Annotated in this window: 12 protein-coding genes; 8 read left to right on the forward strand and 4 right to left on the reverse strand. The window is 49.0% G+C overall.

Translation table 11 applies throughout. The features are described 5' to 3' along the window. Positions 1-900 (reverse strand): sulfatase-like hydrolase/transferase, encoded by a 900-nt coding sequence (locus tag HOK28_22255; GenBank protein MBT6435830.1) that lies wholly within the window; start codon positions 898-900, stop codon positions 1-3. Between the two features lie 190 nt (positions 901-1,090). Between HOK28_22255 and HOK28_22260 the strand changes: the two genes are divergently transcribed. Then, positions 1,091-2,206 carry a hypothetical protein gene (locus tag HOK28_22260; GenBank protein ID MBT6435831.1) on the forward strand — a complete coding sequence of 372 codons (1,116 nt, stop codon included), beginning with the start codon at positions 1,091-1,093 and terminating at the stop codon, positions 2,204-2,206. Positions 2,207-2,428: 222 nt separating this feature from the next. Then, a complete protein-coding gene (locus HOK28_22265; protein MBT6435832.1) occupies positions 2,429-2,620 on the forward strand; it encodes a hypothetical protein in 192 nt (63 codons plus the stop codon). A gap of 129 nt (positions 2,621-2,749) precedes the next feature. Here HOK28_22265 and HOK28_22270 read toward each other — a convergent pair whose 3' ends face one another. Further along, a complete protein-coding gene (locus tag HOK28_22270; GenBank protein MBT6435833.1) occupies positions 2,750-3,283 on the reverse strand; it encodes a hypothetical protein in 534 nt (177 codons plus the stop codon). Between the two features lie 236 nt (positions 3,284-3,519). Between HOK28_22270 and HOK28_22275 the strand changes: the two genes are divergently transcribed. The 5 genes from HOK28_22275 (at position 3,520) to HOK28_22295 (ending at position 14,086) form a co-directional block, all read left to right on the forward strand. Then, complete coding sequence (locus tag HOK28_22275; protein ID MBT6435834.1) at positions 3,520-4,155, forward strand: gluconate 2-dehydrogenase subunit 3 family protein; 636 nt, start codon at positions 3,520-3,522, stop codon at positions 4,153-4,155. After that, positions 4,152-5,681 (forward strand): GMC family oxidoreductase, encoded by a 1,530-nt coding sequence (locus HOK28_22280; protein ID MBT6435835.1) that lies wholly within the window; start codon positions 4,152-4,154, stop codon positions 5,679-5,681. The genes HOK28_22275 and HOK28_22280 overlap by 4 nt, the downstream gene beginning before the upstream one ends. 325 nt (positions 5,682-6,006) lie before the next feature. Then, the gene (locus HOK28_22285; GenBank protein ID MBT6435836.1) at positions 6,007-10,173 is read left to right on the forward strand and encodes an AAA family ATPase; all 4,167 of its coding nucleotides are present in this window, start codon (positions 6,007-6,009) and stop codon (positions 10,171-10,173) included. A 154-nt stretch (positions 10,174-10,327) separates the two neighbouring features. Further along, on the forward strand, positions 10,328-11,920 hold the full coding sequence (locus tag HOK28_22290) for a hypothetical protein (GenBank protein ID MBT6435837.1): 1,593 nt from the start codon (positions 10,328-10,330) through the stop codon (positions 11,918-11,920). A 225-nt stretch (positions 11,921-12,145) separates the two neighbouring features. Further along, a complete protein-coding gene (locus HOK28_22295; GenBank protein MBT6435838.1) occupies positions 12,146-14,086 on the forward strand; it encodes a cyclic nucleotide-binding domain-containing protein in 1,941 nt (646 codons plus the stop codon). Between the two features lie 31 nt (positions 14,087-14,117). On the opposite strand, the gene HOK28_22300 is transcribed toward HOK28_22295, so the two are convergent. Beyond that, complete coding sequence (locus HOK28_22300) at positions 14,118-14,732, reverse strand: inorganic pyrophosphatase (protein ID MBT6435839.1); 615 nt, start codon at positions 14,730-14,732, stop codon at positions 14,118-14,120. Positions 14,733-15,249: 517 nt separating this feature from the next. Here HOK28_22300 and HOK28_22305 point away from each other — a divergent pair. Then, positions 15,250-15,930, forward strand: coding sequence for a 1-acyl-sn-glycerol-3-phosphate acyltransferase (locus HOK28_22305; protein ID MBT6435840.1), 681 nt, complete (start codon positions 15,250-15,252; stop codon positions 15,928-15,930). A 27-nt stretch (positions 15,931-15,957) separates the two neighbouring features. Here the strand turns inward: HOK28_22305 and HOK28_22310 are convergent, their stop codons facing one another. Beyond that, a complete protein-coding gene (locus HOK28_22310) occupies positions 15,958-16,386 on the reverse strand; it encodes a DedA family protein (protein MBT6435841.1) in 429 nt (142 codons plus the stop codon). Positions 16,387-16,626 lie beyond the last annotated feature (240 nt).

The following is a 16,626-nucleotide window of genomic DNA, read 5'->3' on the forward strand; positions in this document are numbered from 1 at the left end:
CTACTCCCAAATAACCTTGAGCGGAATTCCTTTAAGGGCAACTTCAGATTGAATGCCCAACGTTCGATAAAGGGTAGCCGTGATATCCACGTTTTGGGTCATACCGTGAAGACGAAGCCCCTTTTTAATTCCCGGACCATTAAAAATAACAGGCGTATAAAGCTCGGTCTCGCTGTCGCCGCCGTGACCCTTCCCCACTCCGCCGTGATCCGTTGCCACCACAATCAGCGTATCCTTAAGAGCGTCCTTAGCTTTTAGAAGTTCGACAATGGCACCCACTTGGCCATCAGCATATTCTACACCTTCGATGTATTCGTCCGACATCCAAGCATGCTCGTGACCCGCCGTATCAGCACTGAGCATATGAACGACCGTGAGGCTTGGCATACCTGAGCTAAGAGCATTGGAAAGCTCTTTCGTAAGCTTCGCTCTATCCTTCACCCACCAACTGGATTTTAATTCAGCTGACTTAAACAGTCGCCCAAACTGCTTCCACTCATAGAGAGCGATGGCTTCGCTTTGAGGTCGCGAATTCTTAAGTGCGGTAAAAATGGTGGGATAGCCCTGAGTTCGTTTGAATCGAAACCACCACCATTGATTAGAATGAATGCCATGCTGCGACGGGTACACTCCCGTCAAAATGGAGGACCAATTGGGTGCACTCTTGGTTGGCATAACGCCTCGACTGCGACTTAAGAATACGCCTCCTACGGTCAATTTGTCCAAATGAGGTGTCTTGGCTTTGGCCAAACCATCAACCGAGAGACCATCGATTCCAAGCATCACCACATGCTTAATAGCCGAGGCCTCAGGTGAACCCTCTCCGGTTACTTCAGTCGCATGAGCAGGACCGCCGAGAGAAATTACCGACAAGAGCAACAAGAATATAGATATCCGCACGTTTAACGACTCGCTTCGTATGAGGCTCTTAGATTTATGCTAAGCATTTAGCGGCAAAGCAATAGCCAATTGCCTGATAGGCTTGGTTGCCCGTACCGCCCACCTGGTACCCGAACGACGACCATGGCTTCAGTTGTATTCTATTACAATTAAACCTACTCTTCGAGCTGATCTAAAGCAGGAGCACGGGATGAAACACTGGTCATTACCGCTGATACTCATACTTAGCCTAAACGCAGCACCCGCGCCCGCCTCCGACAAGGCAGCCACACGTCTCATCGTGGTAACGGTCGATGGCCTGCGCTGGCAGGAACTCTTCACGGGGATTGACCCCAAGCTAAAGTCCATGCGCGAAGCCGGGATGAAACGGGATGCAGATCACAAACTTGCCAAGCGACTTTCTGATCCCAGTCCCCAGGCCCGCCGAAAACTCCTTTTTCCTTATTTCTGGGGCAAGCTCGCGCAGCAAGGTGTGCTCGCCGGTAACCGCAACCAAAACTCCTTCGTCAACGTTACCAATCAGGTTCAAAAATCATATTCTGGCTACGCCGAAATTCTCACGGGGCAAGCACTCGACAAAGAGATTACCAGTAACCTCAAAAAACCTATGCCTGCTCAAACTTTACTTGAGGCGTTCCAAGACCATGGAGATCTCAAATATTCTGAGGTTGCCCTCTTTGCCTCATGGGAACGATTCCAAAGTATCGCAGCCAAAGACCCCAGCCGATTTGTCATCAATGCCGGCTTTCAAGAATTTAGCGGACCTGGAACAAACGCTCGAACCAAAGAGCTGAGCAGGCGCCAGTTCGAACAGCTCACCCCGTGGACCGAAGTACGGCATGACTACATCACCTGTGAACTCGCTCTGAATTACCTGCGCACTCAAAAACCCAAAGCATTGTACTTAGGGCTTGGAGAGACCGATGATTGGGCTCACGATAAACGGTATGCGCGTGTACTTTGGGCATCGACGTATTTTGATACTTGCCTTGAAGAGCTCGTAAACTTCATCGATTCGGATGAGGCTTATCGAGGCCAAACATTACTCGTCATCACCACGGACCATGGCCGAGGCCGCACCAGCTCAGATTGGCACCATCACAAACTTGCAGTGCCTGGCTCCGATGAAATTTGGCTCTATCTAAGGGGGCCAAGCATCCCAAAGCTCGGTGAACTCAGCGGTAGTGCCCCCATTAAGCAAACTGATATTGCGCCGACAGTGCTCCAATACTTAGGGATTTCCGCCAATCGCCTCCCAGGCATGACCGGAGAACCCATTTCTTGGACTGAACCCTCAAAAAACTAGTCGCCCCCACTCTATTTATGGGCAATTAATTATTAACATCCAGATGATTAGGCCAGCCCTGGAGTTTCGGCGGCTCCCTGCAGCCTTGTCGTGAGATCAGAACCCGGCCCCCACCCACAATACTACACTTCTTAAATTCTTTAACTGTTGTTTTGAGAGCATGCCCGGTGGTACCATCTCAAGTCAACTGCCCGTCAGGGTCTCACAAAATGGAGTAATTCGATGGCTACTTATAAATGCGACAAATGCGACATGGCTGTAAATGCGACCTGCGCTCATTGTGACAAAGCCCTGGTGAATGACGAATTAACCAAAGGCGATGGCACGACAGTTCAGGTATCCAAGTGTCCTGACGGTCACGGTAAAATCAAGTCACCACTTTGTTGTGGCCAAGACATGAGCTGTTCTGTTTAAGACAGTTCAAGCTTTCACTTTGGCTTTCATTGTAGTTCCCATGGCAGCCGGTGAACACGCTCCTGGTTGAGCGCTGCCTCAGTTCAGCGCGCTCGTCCGGTCTTCTAACCGGTCGCTCTCAAATCCTCTTTAGAAAAACGCCTGAAAGCCCAACAATCCGACGGGTATCAGTACATTTGCGCCCCCCCCTGGGCGAAATTGGATTTCAAGATTCGTTCCACAATAAAGAGCCACTGCATTACTAAGCGGGACCACGAGTGAAATCGGGACAGTAAGCTCAATAACGGTTGGGCTATCCCCAGAACCCATATAGGAAACAAAACCCACTGAGGCACCCGATTTGAACATCAAGGAACCCAGATCAAGGTAACCGAAAATTCCTAGATTTGCTCCGAGGTAGCTGGTCGTCTCAACTCCAATATCAGTTTGATATTTTAGACCCAGAGCTACTTCAACATTTTCAGTTGCGAAATAACTGTACGAAGGTGAAAGTAATAACCTGTGGTAGTTCTCAACAGGGTTGATTGTAAGACTCAGAGATCCGCTCACGCTTTGGGTTCCCTGAGCTAAATCCAATTGCGCCGCATGGCCAAACTGAGAACCCAAAAGTACGGTGATAGCCACCAAAAATGCCGTGATTCGCATAAGCTCACCTTTCATCATTCAAAACTCTTTCTTCAGCATAAACCAAGAGTGCAGTTACCACCAACGACTCCCTGAGAGTTACATCTCCACACTCCCCGCACGCAACAAACCGACCAGAGAATCGCCCCTACGCCCGAGTCACAACGCACTGCGTTATTAAGCTGCCCACTTCGTTAAATTGGAACTTCTTGCCTGCGCCTCAAAGTGCGTGATGTACTCTTAATGATTCCCAATCAATGGCAACGGGGTGGCTCATGAATCAAAATGTTAAAGGCACAAGTCGGCGTGCCTTTTTAAAACAGACGATAAGCGGTGTTGTACTGCTGGGAGCATCTGAGACCTTGCTCACGGGTTGTGCGGCCCCCGCCCACCTCGTGAAAAAGTACGAACTCACCAAGCGATTTGCACTTAATCCGGCCGAGCTCGTAACCTTGGAAGCCATCGCGGAAACCCTCATTCCCACTCTCGAAAAAGGTGAGCCAACCATTCAGGATGTGGGCGTCGTGGCTCGCGTTGACGAAATGATTTCTTGGCGTGATGAGGCAATTCAAGACGAGTTTAGACAGCTGCTCGCGATATTCGACAGCGGCTTTGTCAGCCTTTTCTTTAATGGTATCCCAAAACGCTTCATATCATGTTCCCCGGAACAACGAGAGGCTGTTCTAGAAAGCTGGGCGACCAGCATGCTGCCCATACGGCGACAAGGATTTATGGCCGTCAAACGCCTCTGCAATATCGCCTACTGGACAGACGAGAGAACCTGGAAGTACTGCGGATACGATGGCCCCATGGGCTATCTTCAATATGACACTCCCTTTGCGCCCGAGGAAATTTCACCTGAACCTGAAAGCCCGAAAACCGAAACGACCTCTGAGGAGCAGGCAGGATGATTATAGAGCCCCATACTATTGAAAAAGACCTAGAGGTCTCCGCCGACGTTTGTATTATCGGCAGCGGCTCGGGTGGAGCTGTCGCGGCAGCCAAACTCGCGGAGGCTGGACTCTCAGTAATCTGCTTAGAGGCCGGTGGTCACTACAACGCGCAAGATTTTGATTCCACTGAACGAAGCATGACCAAGCTTTATGCAGAAAAAGGATTACGAGCGTCCAACGACCTATCTCTGGTCATTCTAACAGGCAGTAATCTAGGCGGCGGAACAACCATCAACTGGATGCTCTGCTTTAGAACTCCCGACTATGTGCTCGAAGAATGGGAACAAGACTTCAAGCTTGAGGGATTCACATCTGCAGAGATGAAGCCCCTATTCGAAGAGGTGGAAGGTGTAATCAATGCATCCTACACGGCTCACCACCACCACAACTGGAACAATCATTCGCTCCTCGCCGGCGGGAAGAAACTAGGCTTCAACGCTTACAACGTCCCCCGAAATGCCGACGGCTGTCAGCGTACAGGGGCCTGCAGCTACGGTTGTCCATTCAATGCCAAGCAAGGCGCATTGCTCACCTACATACCAAGAGCGATGAAGGCAGGGGCCAAATTTTACACGAATTGCAGAGTTGGAAAAATCGTCCATAAGCAAGGTGTATATGCCAATGTGGAAGGCGTCATTCACGATAGGGAAACGGGCGCGCCACGAGCCAACATCAAGGTAAAATCAAAGGTATTGGTCACCGCCGCCGGTGCTCTTGATACAGCGGCACTTCTGCTTCGAAGCGACGTACCCAATCCCAGTGGCGTATTGGGCGAAAGCTTCTTCTGTCATCCCGTGGTTGCTCTCGCGAGTCATTATGAGAAAGCGGCCAATCCTTTTTACGGCATACCTCAATCCACTACGGTAGACTTTTTCCAAATCAACGACATCGGCAGTGGTTACAAACTGGAGGGCGCGCCAGTATTCCCTGCGCTTGGAGCCACTGCTGCCCCCGGCTTTGGCCGTTTCCATAAAGACTTCATGCGAAACCTAAACCATTACGCCACACAAATTGTATTGGTCAGAGACCGCACACCCCATGCATCTATCGGAGTCAAACCCAATGGTATGCCGTCTGTTGACTATGCGCTTAGTGACAATGAAATATTCTCATTTCGACACGGCATGAAAAACTTAGCACGAATCAACTTTGAGATGGGCGCCAACCACATCTACACCATCGCCACCACACCGACCCGCCTCGACTCCCTCAAAGACCTCGACAAGCTTGATGGGATGTCATTCTCACCTAACGACTATACCTTGCTCACCGCTCACCAAATGGCCACCTGCCCCATGGGAGAGGACAAGAGCAAAACAGTCATTGATAGCAATGGTGAATACCGAGGTGTCAAAAATCTATTCGTTATGGATGGCTCTGTGTTTCCAAACGCACCTGGCGTTAACCCAATGGTCTCCATCATGGGGTTCTCTACACGCTTGGCTAATAAGCTGATTTCAAACCGGGCCAAGTATTTCTCTTAAGCCGCACCCTCAGCCGCTCCGTCTTCTCACAACCTGCACCAAGTAGGTCGAATGAGCGCCGTATACTTGTTGCAAGTAAAAGAACCATCAGGTTTAACGCTTCTGTGTTTTCTGGACCTATACCAGGTTTAAATCAAAGGGATTAAGATGACAGGTTTTGCAAGTTGTGTTCGGTTTAAGGTCAAGCCGAGCCTGCATCGCGCTCTTTAAACGCCCCTCGGTCGCCCCCTAAGCACATGAAAACAATAAACTTTTCACCCCTCTAACTTCCTATTGCAACTTAGCCTAGCCTCCTTACCACAAAGCCAGTATTCTCAGCAGTGCTATGGAGGAGCCCTCTTCTCAAATCTCAGACACCTCAGATGGTATGGTCGGTTCGCACTTGGCGGGACACTTGGTCCTCGAACGCCTCGGCAGCTCACAGGAAAGTACCGTCTACCGAGCAAGGGCCAAAGATGACTCGGGTACGGTCGTTCTCAAAGTGGTACATGATGCTCGTGTAGGTAAAGAGGCAGCTGCCCGCCTAAAGTTCGAATATGAGCTTCTTTCAAGCGTCAAGCTAAAAGGCAGCACCCGGCCTCTCTCATTCGAGCGGGCACCCGGTTTGAGCATCCTGGTCATGGAGGATTTTCGAGGCATCGATCTGAGAGTTTTCGCGCGAAGAAACCAAATGGCTCTCGATAGCTTTTTTACCCTCGCTCTGGGCATTGTTTCAGGTCTCTCTGAAATTCATGACGCGATGCTGATTCACCAAGATATCAAGCCACCCAATATATTGGTTTCACCCGACGACCTCCGGGTTCAAATCATCGACTTTTCAATCGCAACCAAACTTACACGCCGCGAACCCTCACTTCGAGATATTCAACATCTCAAAGGTACGCCAGCTTATATCGCCCCCGAGCAAACTGGAGCGATGAACCGCAGTCTCGATTACCGGTGCGACCTCTACTCTCTCGGTGCCACTTTTTACTACATGCTAACAGGTCGGCCGCCATTTCGGCGCAAGGGCCTCTGGGACTACGTTCGGGCTCATATCGCCGAAACCCCGGTCACACTCAGTGAGATAAACCAAGACGTCCCAGAACTACTCTCGGAAATTATCAGCAAACTGCTGTCGAAATACCCCGAGGAACGCTACCAAAGCGCCACGGGTCTTCGCCTTGACCTTGAGAAGGCTAAAGACCAATGGGAACTCACCGGCAGCATTAAAACGTTTATGCTCGGTGTTCACGATGTACCGAGCAGATTTGAAATCCCAGAGCGCCTCTATGGTCGTGACGACACCATTGCTTGTATTCAAGAGACATTTGAAAAAGTCAGAGCAACTGGCCGTACGGAATTCATCATGATTCACGGTGCCCCCGGTGTTGGAAAAACGGCTGTGGTTAGGGAGGTATACAAGACACTGGTTCGCTATGGCGGGATCTCTACTACTGGAAAGTTTGACCAATTCAGTCGAGCTGTTCCCTATTTAGGATTCACACAAGCCTTTGACGGATGGGTCGATTATATTGAAGATACTTCCCTGGACAATCAAAACCAATGGAAGCAAACCCTGCGAAGCGCTCTAGGTAAAAACTCAGACCTAATGACTCAGCTTTCGCCCAAACTATCACGTTTTATTGGTGACACGCCTCACCGAGACAATTTAGACCACCTCGCCAATCGGGACCGCTTCGATGTGACCGTTAATCATTTCATCGATGCTATTACCCCAGCGGCACAGCCTCTCGTTATTTTCTTAGATGACATGCAATGGGCGGATCAGGGCTCACTTGATTTATTGAGCAAGCTGGTAACGTCGCCTCAAAAACGACACCTCTTAATAATTGGCTCATACCGTGACAATGAACTGGCTGCCTCACTGCGCATGCAAACTCTTGTCAATCAGACGAAGGAAGCTGGCGGGCGCACACAGTCCATCAGCATAGGGCCCCTCTTCGAAGAGGACGTCCTCAAGCTTCTTGAAAACACCCTTCATACAAGATCAGAAAAATGCCTTAGCCTTGGCAAGCTTTTGATGAAAAAGACAAACGGGAATGCGTTCTTTTTGAGGCAGCTCCTGACACGACTCTATGAGGACCACGTCATTAATTTTGATTCTCAAAATGCGCAATGGCTATGGAACATTAACGAGATTAATTCGCACCCAATATCCGCCAATGTTGTCAACTTGATGATTGAGAAACTCAAGCAACTTCCAAACAAGACACAGAGGCTACTAAGAGCGGCCTCATGCATGGGTAATCAGTTCGACCTACGAATATTGTCTCTTGTCTCGGAATTATCAATACAAGACGCAGGACAATTACTTTGGCACGCACTGAACGAGGGGGTCCTCATTGCGTTCAGTGATAAAACCAAATTCTTTCAGCCTGGTATGCTCGAAAGCATGCGTGACTCTGAGGGTGTCGCCAATTCCACCACGGACACCTGGTTATCTCAAAGTGAAGACATCATGTACCGGTTTGTGCATGATGCGGTTCAAGAAGCAGCCCACGCTATGCTCGAAATGGATGAAGAGCAGCAAACCAAGCTTCGCTGGGCTCGAGTGATTCAAGCGGATGCTGGTGAGACACAACTCGACGAAGTCCTCATCAACATGATGCAAGCCTTCAATGTCTCGGCACAACAAATAGACTCTCCCGAGGAATGCCTCACGTTGGCTCGTCTCAACCTCAAGGCCGGTCGCCGTTGCAGAGACTCTAAATCCTACGACGCAGCGGTCGATTTTATTAAAGACGGCATTTGGTTTACCGGCAGAATTGTAGAAAGCGACCCCTCCCTACTCTTCCAGTTGGAGTTGGAATTGGCTGCTCTTGAATCCATACGGGGCAATATTGAGAAGTCGGATAAATTACTTGAGGATCTCCTGAGCCGGTCGATTGGAAACAACCAGAAACGGGAAATTTGGCTCACAAGGCTTGAGCAGCACATCAATCTCGGTCGGACCAATGAGGCCATTGAGGATGTTGTTGCGGGTCTAAGCGCCTGCGGAATGTCGATTTCAGCGAAACCCGGCCGTGTACGTGTAGGTATCGAGAGGCTGATGGCTTCCTCTGATCTCAAAACCTTAGATTTAGCCCCCACAACAAAAAACAAGCCGATTGTGCCACTTAACGACATTTTAGCATTTGAGTTTATGACCATTGCCCTGGGCGCCGTCTATAGAAGCCAACCCCAACTCATGGCCATTTTAATACTACGTTCAATGCGTTTAATTGCCCGTCACGGTCAACTCGACGGAGCCTCCTACGCATTCGTCAACTTCGCCCTTCTTGAGCTGCTTGACGGAAATTTTTCAAGTGCAGAGCGGTTTGGAATGCGAGGCTTAGAGCTTGCTAATCAGGGTGATGACGGCAGCGGACGGGCTTATATGGTTTACGCATCTCGTTTGAACCATTGGTTTCACGATGCGCGCGACTCCTTAAATTACTATTATCAAGCCTATATTCAGTCCCTGGAAAATGGTGACTATATGTGGGCAGACCACGCCTTATCCGAGCTTTGTCTCTACTCCATTCACTTGAGTAACAACCTCGATGATATTCTTCAGGTTGAGCGGGATTATAGCTACCTTGTGATGGACCCGACCTCCAAACGATATTGGTATTTTAGCGCATGCTGTACACTGATGCGAGATGTTCACGCCGCGCTTACTCAAGGTGTGCGAGATTTTGATAACTTCTTACCGCAGGGAGCTGAACGAAAAGCCTGGATTAAAGAAGCTCAACGTATGCAAGCCCAGGTTCTGATTCCACGAATGACCTGGGAAGAGCTGGGCATGCCGGAGCACTTCCAATTTTCAAAGACCCTCGTGCTCTATATCTTTGGTGAATACCGCCGAGCTCTTGAGTGCTCAAGTTCAATCAATTCATCCCTGCACCAATTTCGAGGAACATTAATGGTTCCCTACCATGCGTTTTTCCATGCACTGATTCAATCCAGGCTTTACGAAGGAATGACGATTACGGAACAAAAACGTTTTATACGCCAGCTTCGCTCAACCGAGCGCTTCCTGAAGCAATGCGTTGACCGCATGGCCGATAACTTTAAGAAACTTCATACTCTTGTCGCCGCCGAACTCGCACGCATCACCTGTGACTACTCCAAGGCGGACCACCTCTACCAGGAAGCACTCTCTACGAGTATGGACGGTCGATACCTTTGGGTCGTTGGAATCACGGGAGAATGCGCGGCCCGTTTCTACCTTGAGCGAAAAGAGGCCACAAAAGCCGTCAAGAGCCTACACATTGCTCGAAACGCATATACAAGTTGGGGAGCCAGCGAAAAAGTGAGACGACTGGAGTTTCGGTATCCTGAGTTTTTCGGCACCCGCCCAGCGGTATCGACGTCATCAGAGCATGACACCTCCGAAACGACAATCGAGGACATGGTCGTTGGCGACGAACTTATTACTGTAGATGAATCCCAGGGGTCGGTAACGATTGAACTCGAGAGTGCCCGCACCCAAAACGATTCATCCTAAAAGCGGCAAAACAACTAGAAATGTACCGGTTTCCAAACACTTCGGAAACTTTTTGGTGTTGATTTTCTGCTGGTCAGTTTAAGATAGGTGTATGCAGCTCGTTACCGAAAAACACGTCAATCCACCGACCGTCCAGGAAGAAACCCTCGAGGCCATCACCACACACCTCACGCGAATCATACGAGATACCAATGGCATTACCCTCGATGAGACACTCGAGTTAGCATGTGTATCGGATCTGATTCAGGCCGATCCTGCAATCTATGCTTATTTTGTAGAATTCCGGCATATGCTTGGGGCCTTCCAAGAAGACGACATTGCCATCGAGAAACTAATCGCCCACCCGGTTGCTCGTGGGCTCATGCGATTCTTTCAGGCTTTCCCAATCCCATACCGAGAAGAGCACATCCACCTTACGGGCAGTTTAAGTGCCGAGTTTATATTCCCGCGTCTCGAATTGCTTCTTAACGGACCGGATGGCGAACTCTACCGCGATAAACTGCGGGTTGTGTATGGTCCCGCAGCCGACACTCTAAGCACCTTAGAGGACCTAGACGCGATGCTGCGCCTTCAGCCAAACCAACGCTTCGACCGCTACCTCGAAATTCTTCTTCCTGGTAAGTTGGTGCTTCGAACTCGAGAGGACCACCGAGACGCTGCTTATCATATGGCCAGCGAGCAATACCGGCTTTATAACGTAGGCTATATACGTTTAAAATTTACTCTTTCACGAATTACGCAGACGGTATCGGAGCAAATTCCGGGTATAGGATCGCTTACCCCTGAAGACGTTGTGCTAGGGCTTCATGATGGATTTGCCGCCTTTCAGGCTGAAGTGCCTAGCTTTGACTTCACGCTTTCACCCTGTATCCGGAAGGAACCAGGGTTTTGGGATTCGGAAAATTTCGAATGCAAAGCCGAGCACTTTATGCAGCAGGTTAACTTGGTACTCGACCTGCTTGAGCGTTACCCTCAGCTTAAAACAAGTTTAACCGATGTGGATACGGTGGGTAACGAAAGAGACCTCTACCGAAAGCAAGACTTTATAGAAATGCAACCGGGCTTTCGTAAACTCCATGAAAATGGCTTTCACATCCGAAGCCACCATGGAGAAACCTGGAACATTTTACGCTACGGTATTCAGGCCGTTGATAACGCCATGAACATTTGGCACATCGATACTCTCGAGCATGGACTCAGTTTGGGAATTAATCCGAACTACTACTTTCACAGTATCCTGCAACGTGTGCTTAAGTGGAATCGCAGAGGGCAAAGCCTTCAGCAAGATTGCCTCGAGGCTCGCGAGCTTAAAGATATGGACTGGAAAGAACATCGAGAGGTCTTTCGAAAAATCATGTCGGGCATCACCCTTAATGCGGAAGAAGTTCGAGAGTTTTCGCGAGTAAAATTCTATGCCGCACGCGAAGTAGAGCGCTACCAACATGATGTTCTCAACCGAATGATTGATAAGGGTGTGAGTATCACATCGCTTCCCTCTTCCAACCAAAGGCTCACAACGAGTCTACCGGATTACAAAGATCACCCTTTTTCTTGGTGGGAACAAAAAAGTGTCCGGCAAGGCATAGGCACCGACAACTACATCACTCTAGACACGCACTACCTGCAGGAACTTATTATTTTGCTATTGAGTGACCCCAAGAATCTCAAAATAACAAAACTTTTAATGGTCGCGACAGGTGAAACCCGGCGTCCATACTTAAGCAAAGTTCTTTGGGATATGTACTAGAGGCAGTCCTCATCTCTTTTATCCAATGACTTTTCGCCATCTGAAACCAGAGAGCGCCCGCCCCACAAGAAGACTACAATAACCAACACTATCAAACACATAGAACCCGTCTCCGTATGGTTTCTATCCAAATTGAAGACCACAATTTCCTCCGGTAAGCTCCATTTAACCATCAACTAAAATGTTAGTAGTGATAAGGGAGACAAGTCAGGATAGACTGATGACATGTCTGATGTCGTAACCCCTGAGAGCTGGTTAGCACTTACAACCCGCCTGCTGCTTTCCGAAGGTCTCCACCCACGAGGGGTTCCTGTAAGCTGGGGACTTAAGAGCCTACAGGGTTTGGCCCAAGAGTTAGACACGTCGCTTGAGGACCTCATCCAAGAAGGGCTCAGTCAGAACCCTCAGGGAAAACTTTGCCAACAAATACGAGAGGCGCTCCTTGATACTCGGTCGAGTTTTTTCATACCCTATTCCACCTATCGATACTTAAGGTGCAGCGTACTGCCCAGCCTCACCGTCGACCATTCTAAGGACCATACATTGCGATTCTGGTGTGCCAGCTGTGGCCCCGGTCAAGAGGTCTACAGCATAGCCATCATGCTTGATGTTGCCATGCCTGAACTTCAAGACTGGGACATCCAGATCATTGGAACCGACGTATCTCGTCAAGCCATCGCGCAAGCTAAAGCTGGGAAATATAGTTCGCAAGAAGTACAACAAGGCCTTCCAGAAAAATTACGACATAAATACTTCGAGCAATCGTCAGACGGCTTTTGGAGCGTGAATAAGGCAATCCAAAAACGAACCACATTTCAGGTTCAGAATGTTCTGCGAGCTACTGAGATGCCTTATGATTTCGACATCATTTTCTTCAGGCGAACCTTGGGGCAGCTTGATCCAAGAGTCCGCGGTATGGCCATTGAGAGCTTGATGAAGCAGGCCAAACCCTCAACCCTTCTGGTTACAGGCACCAGGGAGTTACTGCCCTCTAATAGCTTCAATCTAACCGAGCGCGAACCCAACTCTGGTTATTGGGAGATACCCCCAGAGGCTCAAAGCCGCATGAAAATGAATACATTAGATGATGGCGAAGTTTTAAATTCAAAATGTCCACTCACCGAAATCGACATCAAACGGCTTAAAAAGTTATTACTCGAGTCAGAGCTATTCGAGAATATTCCGGGCCCTCTGCTCGACTCCATATGCGCTAAATTTGAACTTCATGAAGTTAAAGTGGGCGATACCCTTATCCAGCAAGGCAAGAAGAACGAAGCCTTTTTCATTGTCTACGAGGGCAGCCTACCGGTTGTTTATAATCGTGGGATTCTACGTAAAACATTAGAGCTCGGCCAGCTCTTCCCCGGCGCTATCTTCGGAGAAATGTCTCTCCTCTTGAACCAGCCGGCCAATGCTACGATTAGGGCTGATGAAGAGGCTTTCGTTTTTGTTGGAAGCGCGGGTCTTTTTAAGTTTCTCCAAGATAAAGATTCAGCCTTCCGCGAGTTTGTTCAGACCCTGCAAGAAAATAGACAAGCCGAAAATACCGTTACCATCGAGACCTCCGGAAACAGCCGCGCAGTCGACTCTTACCAACCTGGTGACGATGGCTTTGAACTGGGTCTTTCACTGGAATCACTCAGCGACGAATTGATCGAAGCCGCCCCGGTTAGCAGTGTACTTATGAGAAGACTCAAATTACGAGGTGGTTCTCAGCTGAGGCCTACTGACGAGGATTTCGTAAGGCTTAACAGCATTGTTCGATCGACGAGGCTTTTTCACGGTCTTGAGGTTGGTAAAATCGATGCCATTATGAGACAAATTCAACTCTGGCGCTTTGAAGAACGGTCACGAATCGTGAAGCAAAATGAGTCTGGATTAGGGCTATTTTTCATCGACCGAGGCTCCCTACAAATCGAGATTAACCGAAAGCTGTTTAAACCAGGCCAAGCAATACAAAAAATCGGTTCAGGATCCTTCTTTGGCGAACTCTCTATTCTTTCCGGCTTACCGACGTGCGCCGATGTTGTCAGCGAAACGCCGACTCGTATCTATGTGATGAGTAAAAAGCTATATATGTTACTGTCGACCCTGAACTGGGATTTTCGAGATGCAATCTCTGCGGTTGCGAAATCGCGCAGTACCGAAAATCAAAGCATCGTCTAGTGAGTCGCGAATAAACTGAACAGCTTCTTTACTACTCACCATACTCTTCCGCGTAATCGGCCAAAGAGGCTTGAATCACGCGTGCGGCATGGTCATAGCCGTAAATTCCTTCAATGGACACCGGACTCTCATCATCGGAATCACGAAGCTTATAAGTCTCGAAATAATGCTTTAAGCGCTCGATAAGGACATTCGGTACGTCCCCAATATCCGCCGCATCGCGCCAAATATGGTCGCCTTTAATGACCGCGATAATCTTATCGTCTGCCTCGCCATGGTCGACCATCTGTAGGCCGCCAATCACAGTGGCGTTGACCAAAATATCAGAACGGTCAATAGGACGCTCGCTCAATACACAAATATCGAGAGGGTCGCCATCACCTCGTTCAGCCTTAGGTGAGAGAGCCTTAACCCTTTGACCGCAATACGTTTTCGGTACAAACCCATAAAGTGCTGGAGGCTGCGACGAAGTACGGTGCGGCCGGTCAACTTGTATGTACCCTGTCGCCTTATCTACTTCGTACTTCACTGAATCAAAGGGAGTGACTTCAATGTATGCCGTAACAATCCGTGGCGCGTCCTCTCCCGCTTCCAGGCCATGCCAAGGGTGAGGTCTCCAACGATAAAACGGCTTGGGAAATGCCATAGATAAATCTCTCTCTTTTGTTATTTGCACCGGGTAAAGCACTTTCACGAGCCCCACCAAGCTCTTAACCACTTATCAAGCCTAAGCTACAGGTCAACGCCAACAGAGGTTGCCACGTTAGCCCTGTTAAATAAAGCGATATTAAAAAGGTCAGCCGATATCGCATAGCCTAATGAGCCAACAGCTCACCCGACAACAATCATGAGTTATAAAAAGGGCTTACCACTTTTTGACTTGGGACAAGGTTGAAAAGTATCTTCTCAAGGCGTCTACAAATACGGCCGAGAAAGCAAATCACGGGGTCAACATTGACCATGGATGTGACTGATTCCTTACCCAAGGGCTGGGATGCTTTGACAATTCTGTGACATAACGCTAGTGCTCGCTCTCATGAGGCATCCATCACAAACACTCTTGCCCTTGTATATTTACAGGCGTTCGGTTGGCCTGCAGAAGGCATTAAATTTTGAGTATACCTAGAAAACAAATACTGAATGTCTGGCTAGTATTAGCAACCATGATGGTGGTCTTCGTCACCAATATCACCCGATTTGGTAGTCACGACCTTCGGTATCGGGCAGCTCGATGGGTATCACGGTGGTGGTCCAGAGGCATGCTCCTCATTACCGGTGCAAAGTTTAAAGTGGAAGGCCTCGAACATATCGATGGCCGGGGCCCTTACATCATCATGAGTAATCACCGGTCCCATGTTGATACGCCTCTCCTCATTGAAGGTTTGCCCTTTTTATTTGGCTTTATCGTTAAAAAAGAACTCATGAAGATACCTATGTTCGCTGCAGGTATGCGCGGCATAGGGTGTGTTGCCGTGAGCCGGACTGGGAATAAAAAAGATTACAATGTTCTCGATGATGTTGCTCGACAAGTGGCGAGTGGAAAAAATATTTTAATCTTCCCAGAGGGAACGCGCGCGCCCACTGAAGCGTTCCTTCCTTTTAAAAAAGGCGGCGCTGTTCTAGCGATCAAGGCTGGCGTGCCAGTACTGCCTGTTGCCGTAAGCGGCACCAATCGAATTATTCCAGCGCGCTCCACCCATATCACCCCGGGCGACCTTCTCCTCAGAGTCGGTAAACCCATTCCAACCCAAGGCCTTGGGCTAGAAGACCGGGACAAGCTCATCCAAGAAGTGCGAGACACAATCGAAAAACTCTATGTGCCCAATTACGGCGTTAAAAATTAGAGCAACGAGAAGACCTGCTACGACACGCTAACGCAGCTGCGCGACCATCAAGATTAAAGCCACGTACCGAACCAACTTTCCAATGGCCATGCAGATGGTGCAATGCCACCAGTTTACCTTGAGGTAGCCCGCAGCAAGACACAACGGATCCCCTACGATGGGCAGCCAAGCAAAGAGCAGAGAGAGTGCGCCATACCTGCGAATTTTATCCAATGATTTTTGTAAGTTCTCACGCTCAAAATAACGGAGTCTAACTCCTCGAGCCGCAAAAAAACCAACGAGGTAATTCGTCAAACCACCGAGCGTGTTACCCGCGGTCGCAACGCCAACCAGAATGGTCGTGGGGAATTGTCCTTCTTGCACCAAATGAACAATATTAACTTCAGACGCTCCGGGCAAAAACGTAGCCGACATAAACGAGGCTGAAAAAAGAATCCATAATTGCGATTCCAGCATATCCGGCCACTCTTCCTTCCCAGTATCATCTATATAAAATCAGCAGTGACCACTTGCGATACGATGCTAGACAACCGGCGTCAATGAAAGAGCGCCATTGCCAAAAAAAAGAGGCCCTAAGGCCTCTCTTCTCTTTACCAGCTAGATTTAGGGGGATTAGCCAGCCATTGGGTTTAAAACGTAGGGAGAGTAAATCGTTACTTTGCCGTCTTGTGGCGTAGGGAATGTCCACTTGCTTAC

The sequence above is a fragment of the Deltaproteobacteria bacterium genome (genome assembly GCA_018668695.1).
Lineage (GTDB): Bacteria > Myxococcota > XYA12-FULL-58-9 > XYA12-FULL-58-9 > JABJBS01 > JABJBS01.

Bases quoted from the DNA above. Each gene is read 5' to 3' on its own strand.
- HOK28_22270 (MBT6435833.1), bottom strand. From the start codon at position 3,283: ATGATGAAAGGTGAGCTTATGCGAATCACGGCATTTTTGGTGGCTATC.
- HOK28_22260 (MBT6435831.1), top strand. From the start codon at position 1,091: ATGAAACACTGGTCATTACCGCTGATACTCATACTTAGCCTAAACGCA.
- HOK28_22265 (MBT6435832.1), top strand. From the start codon at position 2,429: ATGGCTACTTATAAATGCGACAAATGCGACATGGCTGTAAATGCGACC.
- HOK28_22280 (MBT6435835.1), top strand. From the start codon at position 4,152: ATGATTATAGAGCCCCATACTATTGAAAAAGACCTAGAGGTCTCCGCC.
- HOK28_22305 (MBT6435840.1), top strand. From the start codon at position 15,250: ATGATGGTGGTCTTCGTCACCAATATCACCCGATTTGGTAGTCACGAC.
- HOK28_22300 (MBT6435839.1), bottom strand. From the start codon at position 14,732: ATGGCATTTCCCAAGCCGTTTTATCGTTGGAGACCTCACCCTTGGCAT.
- HOK28_22275 (MBT6435834.1), top strand. From the start codon at position 3,520: ATGAATCAAAATGTTAAAGGCACAAGTCGGCGTGCCTTTTTAAAACAG.
- HOK28_22285 (MBT6435836.1), top strand. From the start codon at position 6,007: ATGGAGGAGCCCTCTTCTCAAATCTCAGACACCTCAGATGGTATGGTC.
- HOK28_22310 (MBT6435841.1), bottom strand. From the start codon at position 16,386: ATGCTGGAATCGCAATTATGGATTCTTTTTTCAGCCTCGTTTATGTCG.
- HOK28_22295 (MBT6435838.1), top strand. From the start codon at position 12,146: ATGTCTGATGTCGTAACCCCTGAGAGCTGGTTAGCACTTACAACCCGC.